Source organism: Flavobacterium sp. 123 (assembly GCF_003634825.1).
GTDB lineage: Bacteria > Bacteroidota > Bacteroidia > Flavobacteriales > Flavobacteriaceae > Flavobacterium.
This window is the reverse complement of sequence record NZ_RBXD01000001.1, coordinates 2,465,062-2,483,617: the sequence shown is the minus strand read 5'-3', so window position 1 is coordinate 2,483,617 and position 18,556 is coordinate 2,465,062. Positions and strand designations below refer to the sequence as shown.

The 18,556-nt window shown below is 32.2% G+C and carries 13 protein-coding genes; 11 read left to right on the top strand and 2 right to left on the bottom strand.

Features of this window, described 5'->3' with window-relative positions; genetic code table 11:
- Positions 1–2: 2 nt before the first annotated feature.
- Genes C8C88_RS10940 through C8C88_RS10920 form a run of 5 tightly spaced genes read left to right on the top strand, consistent with a single transcriptional unit; the run spans position 3 to position 4,694 of the window.
- Complete coding sequence (locus tag C8C88_RS10940) at positions 3–914, top strand: ABC transporter ATP-binding protein (protein WP_121338154.1); 912 nt, start codon at positions 3–5, stop codon at positions 912–914.
- Between the two features lie 3 nt (positions 915–917).
- Complete coding sequence (locus C8C88_RS10935; protein WP_121338153.1) at positions 918–1,652, top strand: ABC transporter ATP-binding protein; 735 nt, start codon at positions 918–920, stop codon at positions 1,650–1,652.
- Between the two features lie 26 nt (positions 1,653–1,678).
- On the top strand, positions 1,679–2,785 hold the full coding sequence (locus tag C8C88_RS10930) for an ABC transporter permease (protein ID WP_121338152.1): 1,107 nt from the start codon (positions 1,679–1,681) through the stop codon (positions 2,783–2,785).
- Positions 2,786–2,809: 24 nt separating this feature from the next.
- Complete coding sequence (locus tag C8C88_RS10925; protein ID WP_121338151.1) at positions 2,810–3,934, top strand: ABC transporter permease; 1,125 nt, start codon at positions 2,810–2,812, stop codon at positions 3,932–3,934.
- Between the two features lie 13 nt (positions 3,935–3,947).
- Entirely contained in the window at positions 3,948–4,694 is a 747-nt protein-coding gene (locus tag C8C88_RS10920) for a TIGR00730 family Rossman fold protein (protein WP_121338150.1), read from the top strand.
- Between the two features lie 10 nt (positions 4,695–4,704).
- On the opposite strand, the gene C8C88_RS10915 is transcribed toward C8C88_RS10920, so the two are convergent.
- Complete coding sequence (locus C8C88_RS10915) at positions 4,705–6,057, bottom strand: response regulator (protein ID WP_121338149.1); 1,353 nt, start codon at positions 6,055–6,057, stop codon at positions 4,705–4,707.
- Positions 6,058–6,537: 480 nt separating this feature from the next.
- Positions 6,538–11,415: a PAS domain S-box protein gene (locus C8C88_RS10910; RefSeq protein ID WP_121338148.1), complete on the bottom strand. Its 4,878-nt coding sequence runs from the start codon at positions 11,413–11,415 to the stop codon at positions 6,538–6,540.
- Between the two features lie 172 nt (positions 11,416–11,587).
- On the opposite strand from C8C88_RS10910, the gene C8C88_RS10905 reads away from it, so the two are divergent.
- The 6 genes from C8C88_RS10905 to C8C88_RS10880 all read left to right on the top strand — a co-directional run bounded on the left by C8C88_RS10905 (position 11,588) and on the right by C8C88_RS10880 (position 18,548).
- Positions 11,588–12,901 carry a TolC family protein gene (locus C8C88_RS10905; RefSeq protein WP_121338147.1) on the top strand — a complete coding sequence of 438 codons (1,314 nt, stop codon included), beginning with the start codon at positions 11,588–11,590 and terminating at the stop codon, positions 12,899–12,901.
- A gap of 68 nt (positions 12,902–12,969) precedes the next feature.
- A complete protein-coding gene (locus tag C8C88_RS10900; RefSeq protein WP_121338652.1) occupies positions 12,970–14,061 on the top strand; it encodes an efflux RND transporter periplasmic adaptor subunit in 1,092 nt (363 codons plus the stop codon).
- A gap of 85 nt (positions 14,062–14,146) precedes the next feature.
- Positions 14,147–17,338, top strand: a complete 3,192-nt coding sequence (locus tag C8C88_RS10895) for an efflux RND transporter permease subunit (protein ID WP_121338146.1) — start codon at positions 14,147–14,149, stop codon at positions 17,336–17,338.
- 33 nt (positions 17,339–17,371) lie between these two features.
- Positions 17,372–17,677 carry a hypothetical protein gene (locus C8C88_RS10890; protein WP_121338651.1) on the top strand — a complete coding sequence of 102 codons (306 nt, stop codon included), beginning with the start codon at positions 17,372–17,374 and terminating at the stop codon, positions 17,675–17,677.
- Between the two features lie 17 nt (positions 17,678–17,694).
- Complete coding sequence (locus C8C88_RS10885; RefSeq protein WP_121338145.1) at positions 17,695–17,880, top strand: DUF2892 domain-containing protein; 186 nt, start codon at positions 17,695–17,697, stop codon at positions 17,878–17,880.
- 212 nt (positions 17,881–18,092) lie between these two features.
- Positions 18,093–18,548: a MarR family winged helix-turn-helix transcriptional regulator gene (locus tag C8C88_RS10880; RefSeq protein WP_121338144.1), complete on the top strand. Its 456-nt coding sequence runs from the start codon at positions 18,093–18,095 to the stop codon at positions 18,546–18,548.
- The last annotated feature ends 8 nt before the right edge of the window (positions 18,549–18,556 follow it).

Sequence of the window (18,556 nt, the reverse complement as noted above, 5' to 3'; positions counted from 1 at the left end):
AAATGAGTATTAAAGTTCAAAACATATCCAAATCCTATAACAACATAAAAGCTGTTGAAGGAATTACTTTTGAAGTAAAAGAAGGAGAATTATTTGGGCTAATTGGTCCCGATGGTGCTGGCAAAACAACTATTTTTAGAATACTAACAACATTACTTAAAGCTAATCAAGGCAGCGCTACAGTAGCTGGTTTTGATGTGATTCAAGACTATAAATCCATTAGAAATTGTGTGGGTTATATGCCCGGAAAATTCTCCTTGTATCAAGATTTAACTGTAGAAGAAAACTTATCTTTTTTTGCTACAATTTTCGGCACAACAATTCAAGAAAATTACGATTTAATCAAAGATATTTATGTTCAAATAGAGCCTTTCAAAAAAAGAAGAGCTGGAGCACTTTCGGGAGGAATGAAACAAAAATTAGCGCTCTGTTGTGCATTAATACACAAACCAAAAGTGCTATTTTTAGACGAACCCACCACTGGCGTTGACCCTGTTTCCAGAAAAGAATTTTGGGAAATGCTCAAACGATTGCAAAAAAAGGGCATCACCATCCTAGTTTCAACACCTTATATGGATGAAGCCGCTTTATGTGATCGAATTGCTTTGATACAAAAAGGTGAAATCTTAAAAATTGACACGCCAGAGAACAGCATCAAGGAATATGATAAAATTATTTTTGATGTTCGAGCGAAAGACAGCTATCAACTCCTAAAAGATTTAAAGGAATTTCCAAGTCAGTATAGCGTTTTTGCTTTTGGAGAATCCATACATTATATAGATAAAAATGATGTTTTTAAGGGCTCAGAATTACTTAATTATCTCCAAAACAAACAGCACAAAGAAATAGAAATTCATATTTCAAATCCAACAATTGAAGATATCTTTATGGATTTGACAGCAATAAAACACTAAATATTGAATCCAGAAAAAATCATATCCGTAAACAATCTCAGTAAAACATTTGGCAGCTTTACCGCAGTCAACTCCATTTCATTTGATGTATATAAAGGCGAAATTTTTGGTTTTCTAGGTGCAAATGGAGCAGGAAAAACAACTGCTATGAAAATGCTAATTGGTATTTCAAAACCAAGTTCAGGAGAAGCCTCAATAGCTGGTTTTGATGTTAAAAAACAGGCTGAAATGGTAAAGAAAAGCATTGGTTACATGAGTCAAAAATTCTCTATGTATGATGATTTGACTATCAAAGAAAACATTACTTTTTTTGGCGGAATATATGGATTAAGCAGAGCTCAGATTAAAGAAAAAACGGCCAATTTAATATCCGAATTAGAACTTGAAGAAGTTGCGGACAAATTAGTTAGTGCATTACCCCTTGGATGGAAACAAAAACTTTCGTTTTCAGTAGCGCTCTTGCACGAACCTAAAATTGTATTTCTGGATGAACCTACAGGAGGCGTTGACCCCATAACCCGAAGACAATTCTGGGAAATGATTTATGCCCAAGCCAATAAGGGAACTACCATTTTTGTGACTACACATTATATGGATGAGGCAGAATATTGTGATCGTGTTTCTATTATGGTTGAAGGAAAAATTGAAGCATTAGATTCTCCAAAAAACTTAAAAAAACAATATAACGCTGCTTCCATGAATGATGTCTTTTTAAAATTAGCCCGAAATATTGAATAATATTATATAGATAAACCAAAGTCAAAATGAAAAGATTTATCGGTTTTGTAACCAAAGAATTTTATCACATTTTTCGTGATAAGCGTACCATGTTCATTCTTTTTGGAATGCCAGTGGTTCAAATCATGTTATTTGGTTTTGCCATAACTAATGAAATTAATAATGTGAAAATTGCCATTTTGGATCAGTCCAAAGATTATGAAACACAAAAAATAATTCTAAAATTAAATGCTTCAACGTATTTCAAAATAGAACAAGAAATTACTAATGAAAATCAAATTGAGAATGTATTCAAAAAAGGAAAAGTTAAGGCTGTACTTGTTTTTGAAAATCACTTTATAAAAAACTTGCAAGGCAAAAAACTTGCTAAAATTCAAGTAATAACAGACGCTACAGATCCGAATATTGCCAATACAATTACTAATTACATCAATTCTATTTTGCAAAATTATACCCAAGAAATTAACGCAGACAATCCTCAAGTCTACCAAATTCAAACGCAAACACAATTGTATTACAATCCGGAATTAAAAAGTGTTTTTACTTTTGTACCTGGCGTAATGACTATCATTTTGATGCTCGTTTCGGCTATGATGACCTCCATATCAATCACACGAGAAAAAGAACTTGGTACTATGGAAGTTTTATTAGTTTCTCCATTAAAACCTTTTCAAGTTGTCATTGGAAAAGTATTTCCATACATCTTTCTGTCTATAATTAATGCTTCAATAATTGTTTTCTTAGGTTTTTTTGTATTTAAAATGCCTATTGAAGGAAGCTTATTTCTATTAGCTTTTGAGAGTATTCTCTTTATCATTTCAGCACTTTCATTAGGAATATTAATTTCGACTATTTCAAATTCTCAACAAACTGCCATGATGATTTCGCTAATGGGATTAATGCTACCCGTTATTATTTTATCCGGATTTATTTTTCCCATTTCAAGTATGCCTTTACCCTTGCAAATCATTAGTAATGTCATCCCTGCAAAATGGTTTATCATTATTATAAAAGCAATCTTACTCAAAGGAGCTTCAATTAGTGTGATTTGGAAGGAAACACTGATTTTAATGGGAATGACTGTTTTTTTTATTGCATTAAGCATCAAGAAATATAAAATTAGATTAGAATAGAAAATAGTGAAAAAGCAATAAAAAATGAAAACAATACTATTCATCATACAAAAGGAATTCAGACAAATCTTTAGAAATAAAGGGATGCTTCCTATCATATTTGTCATGCCTTTGATGCAATTATTAATTTTATCCAATGCGGCTAGTTTTGAAGTCAAAAATATTCAATTTTCATATATTGACAATGATCACTCTTCAGCTTCCCGCGAATTAATAAGTAAATTCGAAGCTTCAAGTTATTTTAAAATAATCAAGAAATTTGATTCAAAAATTGCCGCTAACCAAGAAATGCAAAAAGGAAAAGTAGATGTGATTTTAGAAATCCCAAACCATTTTGAACAGAACCTCATCAAAGAGAAAACAGCTTTTCTTTCGGTAAGTATTAATGCTATTGACGGTGCTTCGGCTGGAATTGAAAATGTATATCTAACTCAAATAATAACTTCATTCAATCAAAACATACAATCAAAACTAATACGTTATTCCGATGGAGCTATAACGCAACCTGAAAACATAATTACTATACCTTCTTTTTGGTACAACAACACCTTAAATTATAAAACCTTTATGGTGCCAGGAATATTAGTGCTTTTAGTTACTATGATTACGCTTTTTTTATCTTCAATGAATATTGTTCGAGAAAAAGAAATAGGAACTTTAGAACAGATTAATGTTACACCTATCAAAAAACACCAATTCATTATTGGAAAATTATTCCCTTTTTGGGTACTAGGTTTAGTGATTTTGACAGTAGGACTAACTATTGCTAAACTCGTTTTCAACGTTCCTATTTTAGGTAATATCGGATTAATATATTTGTTTACATCCATTTATTTATTAGTTATTTTAGGCATTGGTTTATTCATCTCTAATCATACCGAAACCCAGCAACAAGCGATGTTCATTGCCTGGTTTTTTATGGTTATTTTTATCTTAATGAGCGGATTATTCACCCCTATAGAAAGTATGCCACAATGGGCGCAAAATATTACCTTATTTAATCCGATTCGTTATTTTGTAGAGATTATTCGAATGGTAATGTTGAAAGGAGCCACTTTTTCGGATATAGCATTACAATTTTATATAATTGCTCTTTATGCCTTTATTTTAAATGGCCTAGCTGTTTGGAGTTATAAAAAAGTTAGTTAACTTTATAACTGTTATGAAGAATATACCTCAATATAGACTTTCAAAATCGGAGTCTTTGTTTGTAAGAGAACCGCTGACTCGACTTAAGAACTTGATTTTTACATTCAAAGTTCAATACAACTTCATTAAGGCTTTCCGCAAAATGCATTTTATAGGCCCTTGCGTAACCGTTTTTGGCTCTGCCCGATTTGGACCAGAAACAATACATTATAAAAATGCTGAAAAAATAGGTGGTGAAATGGCAAAATTAGGTTTTACAGTAATGACGGGAGGAGGTCCTGGAATTATGGAAGCCGCTAATAAAGGTGCTTATGAAAATGGTGGGTATTCTGTAGGCTGCAATATTGTTTTGCCATTAGAACAAAAACCAAATCCTTATCTTCATAGATGGATTTACATCCCTTATTTCTTTGTTCGAAAAGTAATTCTCGTAAAATATTCGTATGCTTTTATCGTAATGCCGGGAGGAATTGGCACACTAGACGAATTTTTTGAGGCACTTACTTTAATTCAAACAAAAATAATCAGCGGATTCCCTTTAGTTGTTTTTGATAAAACTTATCATCAAGAATTATATCATCATATAAAGATAATGGTAGAAAATGAAAGCATTAGTCCAGAGGATATGAAACTTTTATTTATTACTGATTCTGTTGACGAATTAGTGGAGCACATTAAAAAACACAGCATCAAAAAATTTGGTTTAAAAAAAGAAGTTTACAAACCGAAATGGTGGTATCTAGAGAAAACAAAACAATAGACTGTTTGAATCAAGCTCTATTGCCCACCCATTGTCGTAAGACTTTTTCTAAATCATATTGATTAATTGGTTTTGATAAATAGTCATTCATCCCTGATTTAAAGCATTTCTCTTTATCTTCAGACATAGTTCCTGCGGTCAAAGCAATTATAGGAATATTTCCAGAATTTTTTAACTTTCTAATTTCGGCAGTGGCTTCATACCCATTTTTTTTAGGCATTTGTATGTCCATTAAAATAACATCTGGATTTTCTTTTTTAAATTGTTCAATAGCTTCTTTGCCATCACTAGCTTCAAAAATTATAGAATCTGGCAATATTTTTTTAATTAATTTTTTTGCCAAAAGCATATTAATCCTATTGTCTTCAACAATTAATACAATAGCGTGATTAAAGTTTTTTGTCAAGTCTTCCTTATTTACAACTTGATTTGGATTTAAAACTTCTGTAGTTCTTTTTAAATGGGATTTTCTAAAAACAACTGAAAAATTAAAATCGCTTCCGTGCCCATATTCACTAATGAGGTGTAATTTACTTTTCATTAGTCCTAACAATTGATTGGAAATAGCTAGCCCTAAACCTGTTCCTCCGTATTTTCGGGTTGTGGTTGCTTCCTCTTGAATAAAAGATTGAAATATTTTTTCTTGATTTGATTTTTTAATACCAATTCCTGTGTCTTTTACCGAAAAATATAAAGTTGTCCTATTTTTACTTGAAAAAACCTGATTAATATCCAATCTGATTTCACCCTTTTGGGTAAATTTCAATGAGTTTCCAATCAAGTTGACAATAATTTGTTTCAATCGTACAGCATCTGCATATATGAATTGCGGTACGTTAGAATCAATGCTTAAAATCAACTTAATATTTTTAGTATCTGCTTGGTATTTAAAAAGATTTATAACTCTATGAACTAGATCATAAATATCAATTTCTTCAATATTTAATTCTAATTTACCAGCTTCAATTTTTGAAAAATCTAAAATATCATTGATTATTTCCATCAATGTAACTGCAGATTCATTGACGATACTCATATACTCTAATTGATCGGCATCTAAGTTTGTTTTCATCAATAAATCCGTAAAGCCAATAATTCCATTTAGGGGAGTACGAATTTCGTGGCTCATATTAGCCAAAAAATTTGATTTAGCTAAACTAGCTGCTTGGGCAAGGTTTCTAGCAATTAAAAGTTCTGCATTAGCTTTTTCAAGTTCCATTTGATGTTCTTCTAATTCTTGAATAAGTTTTAGCTTATCAGATTCATCAAAATTTGAAACTGATTTTAATTTTTGATGCTGAAGTTTATTTTCTTTTTCAAGAACAATCCCATTTTTATTTAATGCATTGTCTATCTTTTTCATATCCGGAGGCTTTTATATGAGTATATTTTAAAAACAAAATACTATAAAAACGTCAAAATTCAACCAATATAATGAATGAAAATTGACGTTTTATAGTATTAGTACTATTTTCTATTTCTAACAAATACTTTTAAATAGTAAAAATTAGAAAAATTACTAAAAAATAAAACAATCAATTATTTTTTTCATTCAAGGGGGGACAAAATGAAAAAACAACTTATAATTTGAAAATCAGCTTTTTATGTCGAAATAATTATTAAAATTACAAATAATTTTTTATTTAAAAATTAAAGCATTCGCATTTTCATACTATTTATCATCATTCTTTTTAATATTTAAGTTAAATAATTATGTAGTATTCTAAAAAAATAGGTTTATTATAATAATTTACCATATTTAGCCTCTTTACACCAAAATAATAAAGGTTAATTGCAAGAAAAATGTTTTTTAAATAATACTGTCTTTCAAAAAACAATAATTTTAATCAAGCCATTTATGTAGTATTTTATCTAAATCAGATTGTAATATTGGTTTTGATAAATAGTCATTCATTCCTGATTCAATACATTTCTCTTTATCGCCTGACATTATTCCTGCAGTAACAGCGATTATAGGAACTTTTTTGGCGTTTCTAAATTTTCTAATTTCGTTAGTAGCCTCAAATCCGTTTTTATTTGGCATCTGAATATCCATCAAAATAATATCTGGTTTATCTTTTTTATATTCTTCAATAGCTTCATTACCATCTTTGGCTTCAATTATAGTACAATTAGAAATTAAAGTGGTTATTAATTTCTTAGTGAGCAGCATATTGATTTTATTATCTTCAACTATTAAAACCTTTTTATTTTTTATATTTTCTGTAATTAAATCATATGGAATTATATTTGCTAATATGGCATCATCGCTATTCTGATGGTTTGCTTTTTTAAATTTTATAGTAAAGAAAAAATTACTTCCATCACCGTAATGACTTATTAATTGCAGCTTACTATTCATTAGTTTTAAAAGCTGATTTGAAATTGCCAATCCTAATCCTGTTCCGCCAAATTTTCTACTTGTAGAATTGTCTTCTTGAACAAACGAATTAAATATTTTTTCGTTGTTTGCTTCCTTGATACCGATACCCGTATCTTTAACAGAGAACTTAATGGTAGTCCATTTATCATCTGACGGATCTACTTGATTCAGTTCTAAACGTATTTCTCCAAAACTTGTAAACTTAACCGCATTACTTAATAAATTAACTAGAATTTGTTTTAATCGTACGGAATCCGCAATAATGTAATGCGGAATATCTTTATCCATTTGAAAAACAAAATTTAAATTTTTCTTATTCGCCTGAAGCTTGAATAAATCAACAACCTGATGTGTCAATTTAAACAAATTAATTTCTTCAAGATTTAATTCTAATTTTCCAGATTCTATTTTAGAAAAATCCAAAACATCATTAACAATGTGCATCAATAAAGCGGCGGATTCATTAACCGTTGTCATGTATTCCAATTGGTTTTCACCTAAATCAGATTTCATTAATAAATGCGTAAAACCAATAATTCCATTCAATGGTGTTCTGATTTCATGGCTCATATTAGCCAGAAAATCTGTTTTAGCTTTATTCGCAGATTCAGCGAGTTCTTTCGATTTAATGAGTTCCATTTCAATCAATTTACGCTCTGTAATATCAAAAAAGCTAATCAGTATTTCAGCTATATCTCCTTTTTCATCAATGACAGGAAAACCATTTGTCAAAACCCACATTGTTTCCCTTTTTGCTCTTTTAACTCCTACTACATAATTTTGAATTGGTTGTTTAGTGTTCAAAATGATATTTAAAGGAAACCTCTCAGGAGCCATGATTAAACCATTCTCCATTAACAAAACACGATCTAAATTAATGTGTGTTTTACCCGTTACTTTATCTTTAATTAAACCAAGTAATTCGTCAGCCTCTTGATTACTAAAGATAATTGAGGAATCTGGATCATGAACAACAATACCTGCGTTTAGATTATATAACAAACCACGGTATCTTTCTTCACTTTTTTGAAGTGCAAAATCTGCTTTTTTAGTTACAGTAATATCTCTAGAAAGAATAATAAAATGAGACTTATAATCTTCATTATCTTGCATAGGAGCTACTGAAAGTTCGAACCAATGTTCCCCAGTTGGTAGCTCAATTGAATATTGTTTCCCTGTAGAAAATCCTTTTTCAGCTGCTTCTTTAATAGCAGACATACATGATTCATCAACATCTTGAGGCAATACTTCAGAGAATTTTTTTCCAAGAAATAATTCCGCTGGTATTGCTAATAAATCATCTCGTCTGGTATGATAGTTATAAATTCGGCCGTCAATTCCAACCTCAAAAAGTAAATCTGGAATAGCTTCTAAAATAGCTTCCATTTTTTGATGTACTTTATGTGAGTTTAACTCCGCAAGCTTACGGTCCGTAATATCCGTTGTTGTTCCTATGTAACCTATAATTTGATTATCAGCATTAAATTCTGGAATTGCTTGACCTATAACCCAGGCAATTGATCCATCTGGTCTAACAAATCGATATTCAGATTCTGATGTTTGTTTTTTTGACATCGAATCCATCCATCCTTCAAATAATCTAGCACTATCTTCAACATGTACCGCTCTAATCCAACCATTACCCATAGCGTCCTCATAGGATATTCCTGCTATTTCACACCAACGTTGATTCACATAAGTTGTGCTTCCAGAAGCATCCGTACGGAAAATCCCAACGGGTGAAACTTCGGTAAGCGTTTGATATCTATGCTCACTTTCTAAAACCGAAACTTCTGCTTTTTTTCGTAGCACTTCTTTATCTAAATTTTCAAGCGCATAGGCAACATCACCTGTGGCTTCTTCTAATAATGCAATTTCCTCGGAATCAAAAAAGTTTTTTTCACTAGCATAAAAAGTAAAGGCTCCAATCACATTTCCAAATTTTTTAATAGGCAATGACATCGACGAAAAATACCCTCTTTTTAACGCTTCATTACGCCAAGGCAACATTTGAGGGTCATTTTCAATATCATTACAAATTATATATTTTCCTTCGCGCAAAGCAGTTCCTGTAGGTCCTTGCCCTTCGGGTTTATTATCTACTGTAATTCTTTTTATTGTTGACAAATAACCTCTATCTTCTCCCGAAATCGAGACAGGAATCACTTCCTTCGTTTCATTATCTATCAAGCCAATCCAAGCCATTCTAAACTTTCCTAAATGGACAGCGATATCACAAGCCTCTTTGAAAAGAGTTTGCTCATCTGTGGTGCGAACAATCATTTGGTTTATCTGACTGATGAATAAATAAAGTCGGTTGGCTTTAATAATTTTTTGTTCAGCTACAATTCTTTCGGTAACATCCGTAATAATTCCATGACAAATTACAGTCCCTTCTGGTTCAAGTTCAGGTAAAGAATTGATTTCATGCCAAACTAATCCTTTTTTAGGATGGAGATAACGATAGGTTCCTCTTAATGGAATTAATTTGGATTTGGTTTCAAAAATGCTTTTCATCACATTTTCAATATCATCAGGATGAATTAATGAAAATATTTTATTGCTATCGTTTTCAATTTCTGAATAAGTAAAACCATAAATATCCTCAATAGCATCGCTAGCATAGGGATAAGACAATGAACCGTCTTTGTTTTGACGCATCGAATAAATTAAACCTGGAGACGTTTTTGCAATTTTAACAAATTTATCTCGCTCATTTTCAAGTATTTTTTCTGCTTTTTTTCTTTCCGTTACATCCCGTAGATTAGCAATTATACCATGAATTTCTGGATCATACAACATATTATTTATAATACCTTCTAACCAAACGTAATGCCCTTTTTTATGTCTTACTTTAAATGAAATTGGAAATGGTTTCCCGGGATTTTCAATGGCCCTTTGAAATACTTCTTGTACAACTTCTAGATCATCGGGATGAAGATATTCTTTAGTGGAAATTTTTTCAAACTCATCATGAGACCAACCAGTAAGGCGTTCAGCAGAAGTACTTCTGAAAACGGTATTCATGTTTTCATCAATCAAAGAGATAATAGCCTCATTATTTTCTAACATGGCACGAAAACGCTTTTCATCTTGAATAATCTTAGCTTCAATTATTTTTTTATCGGTTATATCCCTATCAAAACCTAAATATCTGTTTTCCGAAACTTTAAGAATACTGTAAGATCTCCAGCGAATTTCTCCGTTTTTACGAACGGATTTTGTTTCCCCTTTTAGACTTCCTTTTTCTAAAAGAATTTTAAATTGTTCCGCTGCTTTTTCTTTGAAATCTGGCAGTGACAAATCTCCAAATTTCATTTGAAGAAGCTCTTCTTTGGAATAGCCCGTAAAATCAGCCGAAGCTTGATTTATTTCTAAATACTTTCCTTTTTCATCTAAAATAAAAATTCCATCAGGAGCATTTTCGATGTAATTTTTGAATTTCGCATTACTTTCTTCTTCAACAAGCTTTAACTTAGCATTAATTTCCGCTTGTTCTTTAGCTTTAATAGCATCTTCAGCAACTTTCCTTAAACTAATATCCTGAGTATTTCCTCTTAAAGCATATAATTTCCCATTATCATCAAATAAAGGGAACACCATTTCACTAACCCATTTTATTTTATTTTTGAAAACAACCTCAGTTTGGGCAATTTCAAAAGGCTTTTTATCTAGAATTAGTTGATCAATTTTTTTTTGAAATTTGTCTATATCTTGTTTTGAAAAATGATTTAAATACTCTTGAAACAAGTTTTTATTTCCCTCTTTTTCAACTTCAAAAATAGTATACAATTCATCTGACCAAATTAATTCATTCGTTTCTAGATTTAATTCCCATGTACCTATTTGGGCTTTTTTTTGGGCAAAATTTAATAAATTTTGACTTCTGATTAATTCTTCTTGGGCTTTTCTAATTTCGGAAACATCACGTCCTATTGCATAAATACTATCACACGATATGCTGCTAGCAGTCCACTGAATCGTTACATAGCCGCCTACTTTTTTTAAAAATCTATTCTCAAAATTAATTGCAGGATTCCCCTTAGCCAGACTTTCTATCTCTTTCAAAGACCTCTCCAAGTCATCTGGATGCAAAAGATTAACCAAAGAATGATGGAGTAATTCGGCTTTAGAATAACCTAAAACTTGTAAAAAAGCGGGATTAATTTCTTTAAAAAAAGCATCTGTTCCTACAACACAAACTAAATCATTAGATTCCTCAACAAAAAATTTAAACTTAGTTAAAAACTCGTCTTCTTTTGTTAGTCTTTCTATATCTAAGCGCTGTTCTTTTATTTTTTTAACTAATTCTTCGTATGTAGGCTTCCCCTTTTCCATAATACTGATAAATTGAAATTAATTACAAGTATTTTATAATTATAGTATAAATATAATAAAAAAACTAATGCTAATTGCACCAAAATCAAGTATATCAACACAGTGTGACTTTTGTTACTGATTCTGCGTTTTTCAGAATTTATCTTTGCCACATCAATTTACAAAAACGATTATGAAGAAAATAAATATTCTATTACTCATTGGAACTCTTTCTGTTTCTGTCCTAAGTTTTAGCCAAGATACTTTAGCTATTTCTAAAAAAGACATTTGGATAAAAGCTTCTGAAAAGAACTTACAAATCAAAATAGCTAATCAGAATTTTAAATCGGCTCAAGCGGATTACAGACAATCAAACGCTTTGTTTTTGCCAAGTGTTACTGCCTCACATACCGCAATTAGTACTACAAATCCGTTAATGGCTTTTGGATCTAAATTAAATCAGGAAATTTTAACCCAATCCGATTTTAATCCTGCCTTGTTAAACAATCCTGCTAAAACACAAAACTTTGCAACCAAAATTGAAATTTTACAACCTCTGATTAATGTCGATGGATTGTACGGAAGACAAGCGGCTAAATCGAAAATGGAAGCCTTTCAACTGCAAACGGAGCGCACCAAAGAATATCTGGAACTTGAAGTAAATAAAGCTTTCATGCAATTGCAATTAGGCTATAAAGCTGTTGCAGTTTTAGAAAAAGCAAATACAACGGCTGCAGCCAATTTAAAACTGATTGAAAATTATTTCAAACAAGGTATTCTTCAAAAAACCGATTTATTGTCCGTACAAGTTCGTGTAAATGAAATCAAGAACCAGCTGCAATATGCCAAAAGTAATGTGCAAAACGCTTCAGATTATTTAGGTTTCTTACTTAATGAAGACACAACAAATAAAGTCTACAAACCTATCGAAGCTTTAGAAAACAGCATTGTTATTGAAACGATCAATACTACACTTCCAGCCAATAGAAAAGACATTCAAGCAATGGATAAATCATCCGAAGCTTACGCAAAAATGTTACAATCTAGCAAAATGAATTTCTTACCAAGATTGAATGCTTTTGGAAGTTATGAATTGTATGATGATACTTTTTTAGGCACTAAAGCCAAAGGGTATTTAATAGGTGCACAATTATCATGGTCTGTTTTTGATGGGTATAAATCCATTGGTAAAATGGAAAAAGCCAAAGCCGATTTTCAGAAATCAGAAATAGAAAACCAACAATACAAAGCACAAAGCCAATTGGATTTGAACAAAGCAAATCGTCAGTTGAACGATGCGGAGAACAAAGTGAGCCTAAGCAAACTGGCGCTTGAACAATCACAGGAAGCCTACAGAATCCGTAGCAACCGATTCACACAAGGACTCGAAAAAACAACTGATTTATTGTTATCAGAAACCCAAATGTCACAAAAAGAATTGGAATTCTTACAAGCTGTTTTTGAATACAATTTCACACAGGAATACTTACAGTTTTTGACAAAATAAACAGTTCAATTTCAATGGCAATAGAAAAAATCAATTTCAATTTTAAAATCAATTATAAAAAATATACAATGAAGAACAACTTATTCAAATCAGCTATAATCACTCCACTATTCGTTTTACTGCTTTCTTCTTGTAATGGTGAGAAGAAAGAATCTCTAACTAAAGAACCTGCTATCGCGGTAAAAGTTAGTGGTGCGTCTGAAAACAACAACGGGCAATTTATAACAGCCAGTGGTAAAATTGAAGCCGAAAACTCCGCCAATCTAAGTACCAGAATGATGGGTTATGTAACTAAAATTCACGTACAAGTAGGTCAAAAAGTTGGCGCTGGACAATTATTGGTCAGTATCAACAATACTGATTTACAAGCTAAAAAAGCGCAAGTAGATGCCAGTATTCTTCAAGTAACAGCAGGGTTCAATAATGCAAAAAAAGACTACGATCGTTTTGTGAATTTATTCAAGCAGCAAAGTGCTTCCCAAAAAGAATTGGATGATATGACCGCACGTTACGAAATGGCAAAAGCTGGTTTAGAAGGTGCCAAACAAATGCGAAACGAAGTGATTGCTCAATTCTCTTACTCGAATATTACGGCTCCATTTTCAGGAACAGTGACGAATACTTTTGTAAAAGAAGGCGATATGGCTAATCCTGGAATGCCTTTAGTGAGTGTTGAAGGCGCATCAAGATTACAAGTTACCGCGATGGTTTCGGAAAATGATATTGCTGCTATTAAAAAAGGAATGGCAGTGAAAGTTTTGGTTAAATCGTCGAACGAAACCCTTACGGGAAAAGTAAACGAGGTGAGTTTATCTGCAAAAAATACAGGCGGACAATATTTGGTTAAAATAAACTTAGACAAAACCGATTCATCCGTATTATCAGGAATGTTTGTGAACGTTCAATTTCCTATTGAAAATAAAACAGAAACCATTCAAACGGATCGAATTCTAGTTCCTCAAACAGCTTTGATACAACAAGGACAATTAACTGGTATTTACACCATTGGAGAAGGAAATATTGCCATACTAAGATGGTTGCGCACAGGGAAAAACTTTGGCAATCAAGTAGAAGTATTATCTGGTTTAACTGCAAACGAACAATATATTGTTTCGGCTGAAGGTAAATTGTATAACGGAGCTAAAGTTAGTATTCAGTAAACAGTCACAGTTTTTAGGTTAGGTTGCGAAACAACTTTAAACCTTAAACTTTAAACCTTAAACTTTAAACTTTAAATAAAAAATCATGCAAGAAGGTATTTCAGGTAAAATAGCCCATTTTTTCATCAATTCGAAATTGACGATTTTGTTGATGGTGGCTTTGATGATTATTGGTGTGTACAGTTCGTTTTTGATTCCAAGGGAAGAAGAACCGCAAATTAATGTGCCAATGGCTGACGTTCTAGTAGGTTATCCTGGTGCGAGCCCAACAGAAGTGGAGAGTCGTGTGGCCAAGCCATTAGAGAAAATTATTTCGAACATAAAAGGTGTAGAACATGTTCATACCATGGCGATGAATGGCCAAGCCATGCTGATAGTACAGTTTTATGTAGGTCAGGATGTGGAGCGTTCTTACGTAAAATTGTATGACGAATTAGCAAAACACGAAGATATGTTTCCGCAGGGCGTTTACAAACCGTTGGTAAAAACACGTTCGATTGATGATGTCCCTATGTTAGGAATTACACTTTGGAGCGAAAAACAAGATGATTTTCAGTTGCGCCAAATTGCCGAAGAAGTGACTTCGGAAATTGAAAAAGTAAAAGATGTTGCCATCACCAAAGAAATTGGTGGTAGCAATCGGGAACTGAAAGTCATTTTGGACAAAGATAAAATGGCCGAAAATGGTGTAGATGCATTGGGTATTATGCAAATGATTCAGGCCAATAACGGAAGTTCTCAATCAGGGAGTTTTGTACAAAATGACCAAGAATATCTGGTTACTACTGGACAGTTTTTATCGAATGCGGAAGATGTAGGAAACTTGGTTGTGGGTGTAAATAAAAACATGCCCGTGTATCTAAAACAAGTGGCAACGGTACAAGATGGACCTTCAACTGCTAGAAGTTATGTGTCTTTTGGATACGGCAAAGCCAATGAAAAATTCAAAACGGCAAAATCAGAATATCCAGCTGTAACCATTTCTATTGGAAAAGTAAAAGGTGCCGATGCGATGAAAATTTCCGAAAAGATTTTGGAAAAAGTAGCGCATTTAAAACACTCAATTATAACCGATGATGTTCATGTAGAAGTAACCCGAAATTATGGTGAAACTGCATCGGACAAAGTAGGCGAATTGTTGCTCCACTTAGGAATTGCCATTATTGCTGTTACCGTTTTAGTAATGCTAGCTATGGGATGGCGCGGTGGATTAGTGGTATTCTTTTCCGTTCCTTTAACCTTTGCATTGACCTTATTTGCTTATTATTTATTGGGATATACTTTAAATAGAATTACGCTTTTTGCCTTAGTTTTTGTGGTAGGAATTGTAGTAGACGATAGTATTATTATTGCCGAAAACATGCACCGACATTTCAAAATGAAGCGACTGCCGTTCAAACAAGCAGCGATTTATGCCATTAACGAAGTCGGAAATCCAACAATTTTAGCAACTTTTACAGTAATTGCAGCGATTTTACCTATGGCTTTCGTGTCCGGAATGATGGGACCTTATATGAGTCCGATGCCTATTGGTGCTTCAATTGCGATGATTTTATCTCTGTTTGTAGCTTTGACGGTAACACCTTATTTGGGGTATCATTTGTTGCAGGAAAAAGAAGAGCAAGAACACAAAGAAGCGGAAGGAATGGAAACCAGCAGTATTTATAAAATATACAGCAAACTGGAACGCCCATTTTTAGAAAGCAGCATAAAAAGAAGAGTTCTTCTTGCGGTTACCGTGGTGTTATTATTAGGTTCTGTGCTAATGTTTTTTACCAAATCGGTAGTGGTAAAAATGCTGCCTTTTGATAACAAAAATGAATTTCAAGTGGTAATTGATATGCCAGAAGGAACAACTCTGGAACGAACTTCGGCAGTTACTAAAGAAATTGCACAATACTTATCAACCAAACCAGAAGTGGTGAATTACCAAAATTATATTGGCACCTCTGCTCCTATTACATTCAACGGATTAGTTCGCCATTATGATATGCGTGGCGGAAGCAACATGGCGGATATTCAAGTGAATTTATTACATAAAGAAGAGCGTGATTTACAAAGTCATGATATCGCTAAAGCTATGCGAGCTGAAATTCAGAAAATTGCAAAAAAACATGGCGCAAATGTAAAATTGATTGAAGTACCACCAGGACCTCCAGTTCTATCAACTTTGGTTGCTGAGATTTATGGCCCAAATTATGAAGACCAAATAAAAGTAGCCAATCAGGTAAAAACAATTCTGAAAAACACTACGGATATTGTGGACATCGATTGGATGGTTGAAGACAATCAAACGGAATACAAACTGGAAATAGACAAAGAGAAAGCCATGTTGAACGGTATAGCACCACAACAAGTCGTTGGAAATTTGACGTATTTATTGAAAGAATATCCGGTTTCGAATTTGTATGATGAAAATTCGAATGATAATGTAGGTATCGTTCTTTCGCTTGACGACAAAGACAAAACGAGTTTACAAGACATTCAAAACCTAAAAATCAAGGGAAGCCAAGGCAATATGATTCCGGTGAGTGATTTGGTAAAAGTAGTTCGTGATACTTTACAAAAAACCATTTATAGAAAAGACCAAAAACGAGTAGTTTATGTAACCGCTGATATGGCTGGAGCATTAGAAAGTCCGGTGTATGCCATTTTAGGAATGAATGAAAAATTAGCTAAAATAAAACTGCCAAAAGGATACAAAGTCAATGAATTATACATGGAACAACCTACAGATGAAAGCGATTTTACGGTGAAATGGGATGGTGAATGGCAAATTACTTTGGAAGTTTTCCGTGATTTAGGTGTTGCTTTTATGGTGGTTATTGTTATCATTTATATGTTGATTGTAGGCTGGTTCCAAAACTTCAAAACACCAATGGTGATGATGCTTGCTATTCCGCTTTCATTAATTGGGATTGTATTAGGACACTGGTTGTTGAATGCATATTTCACAGCAACCTCTTTTATTGGTATGATTGCTTTGGCGGGTGTAATGGTGCGAAATTCGGTGTTGCTGATTGACTTTATCGAAATCCGACTGAATGATGGCGTTCCATTAAAACAAGCCATTATTGAAGCTGGAGCAGTTCGAACTACTCCTATTCTGTTGACTACTGGAGCAGTTGTTATTGGAGCCTCTATCATTTTGTTTGATCCAATTTTTCAAGGATTAGCAATTTCATTAGTTTTTGGAGCAATTGCATCAACTGTTTTAACTCTGATTGTAGTACCATTGATTTACTACATTACAGAAAGAAAGAAATGGGAAAAATAAAAAATGATTCTAAGTTTAAACAAAAAAACAAATATGAAACTACTTATCATAACCGCCATTTCGGCATTTGAAAAAGAGATTAAAGGAATGTTGAAACGAGCCGAAGTAAAATCTTTTAGTTATAAAGAAGTAACGGGCTATAAAGATATTTCTGAAGAAGCTATAGAAAGTAACTGGTTTGCTAGTGAGATAAACGAAACGGAATCCATCCTCTTTTATGCTTTTGTAAAAAAAGAAAATGTAGACCTATTATTTGATTTGGTTTCTTCCTTTAATGAAAAACAAGAAACACTATCTCATATTCATCTAGCAGTTTTGAACATCGAAAAATCTAATTAATTTAAAAATTTATAAACATGAAAAATAGAATTGTAAGAGGCATTGCAGGAAGTTTTGTACTGATTAGTTTGCTATTATCCATTTATGTTAACCAAAATTGGTTGTGGTTTACTGTTTTTGTAGGCGCTAATTTGTTACAATCTTCTATTACTAAATGGTGTTTAATGGATACTATATTAGAAAAATTAGGAGTAAAAAATTAAAAAAAATTCAACAACATAAAAAAGCCGAAATAAATATTTCGGCTTTTTTATGTTTAAATAATTCGCAAATAATTGATTTACAAATATTTAAAACTAAATTAATTTCGTAATTATTATTACTAAAATAAATTTAACAAAAAAATAACTAAACATTTGTATATACAAATATAAAATGTGTTACATTTGTACCAACAAATAAGATTAATAAAGGCATGAAAATTGAGGACGTTTTAAAATCTACTGTACCGATGGATAATTCTAAAAAGATTATCCTAAACATTTTGTACACACAAAATGTAATTACAGAAAATTTTAATGAAATATTGAAACCTTATGATATATCTGGCGAACAATATAATGTTCTACGTATTTTAAGAGGTCAAAAAGGCAATCCTGCTAACATGTGCGTGATACAAGAACGAATGTTAGCTAAAACAAGTAATACCACTAGATTAGTCGATAAATTATTATTAAAAGAACTAGTGACTCGTAAAGTTTGCCCTGAAAATAGACGTAAAATAGAAGTCATGATTACGCAAAAAGGATTAGATGTTTTGAAGGAATTAGATCCAAAAGTAAGCGCTCATGAAGCTTCTTTTTCGAAAAATTTGAATGCCGACGAAATAGAATTACTAAGTCAATTATTAGAAAAATACAGAAACCAATAAAAATAAAA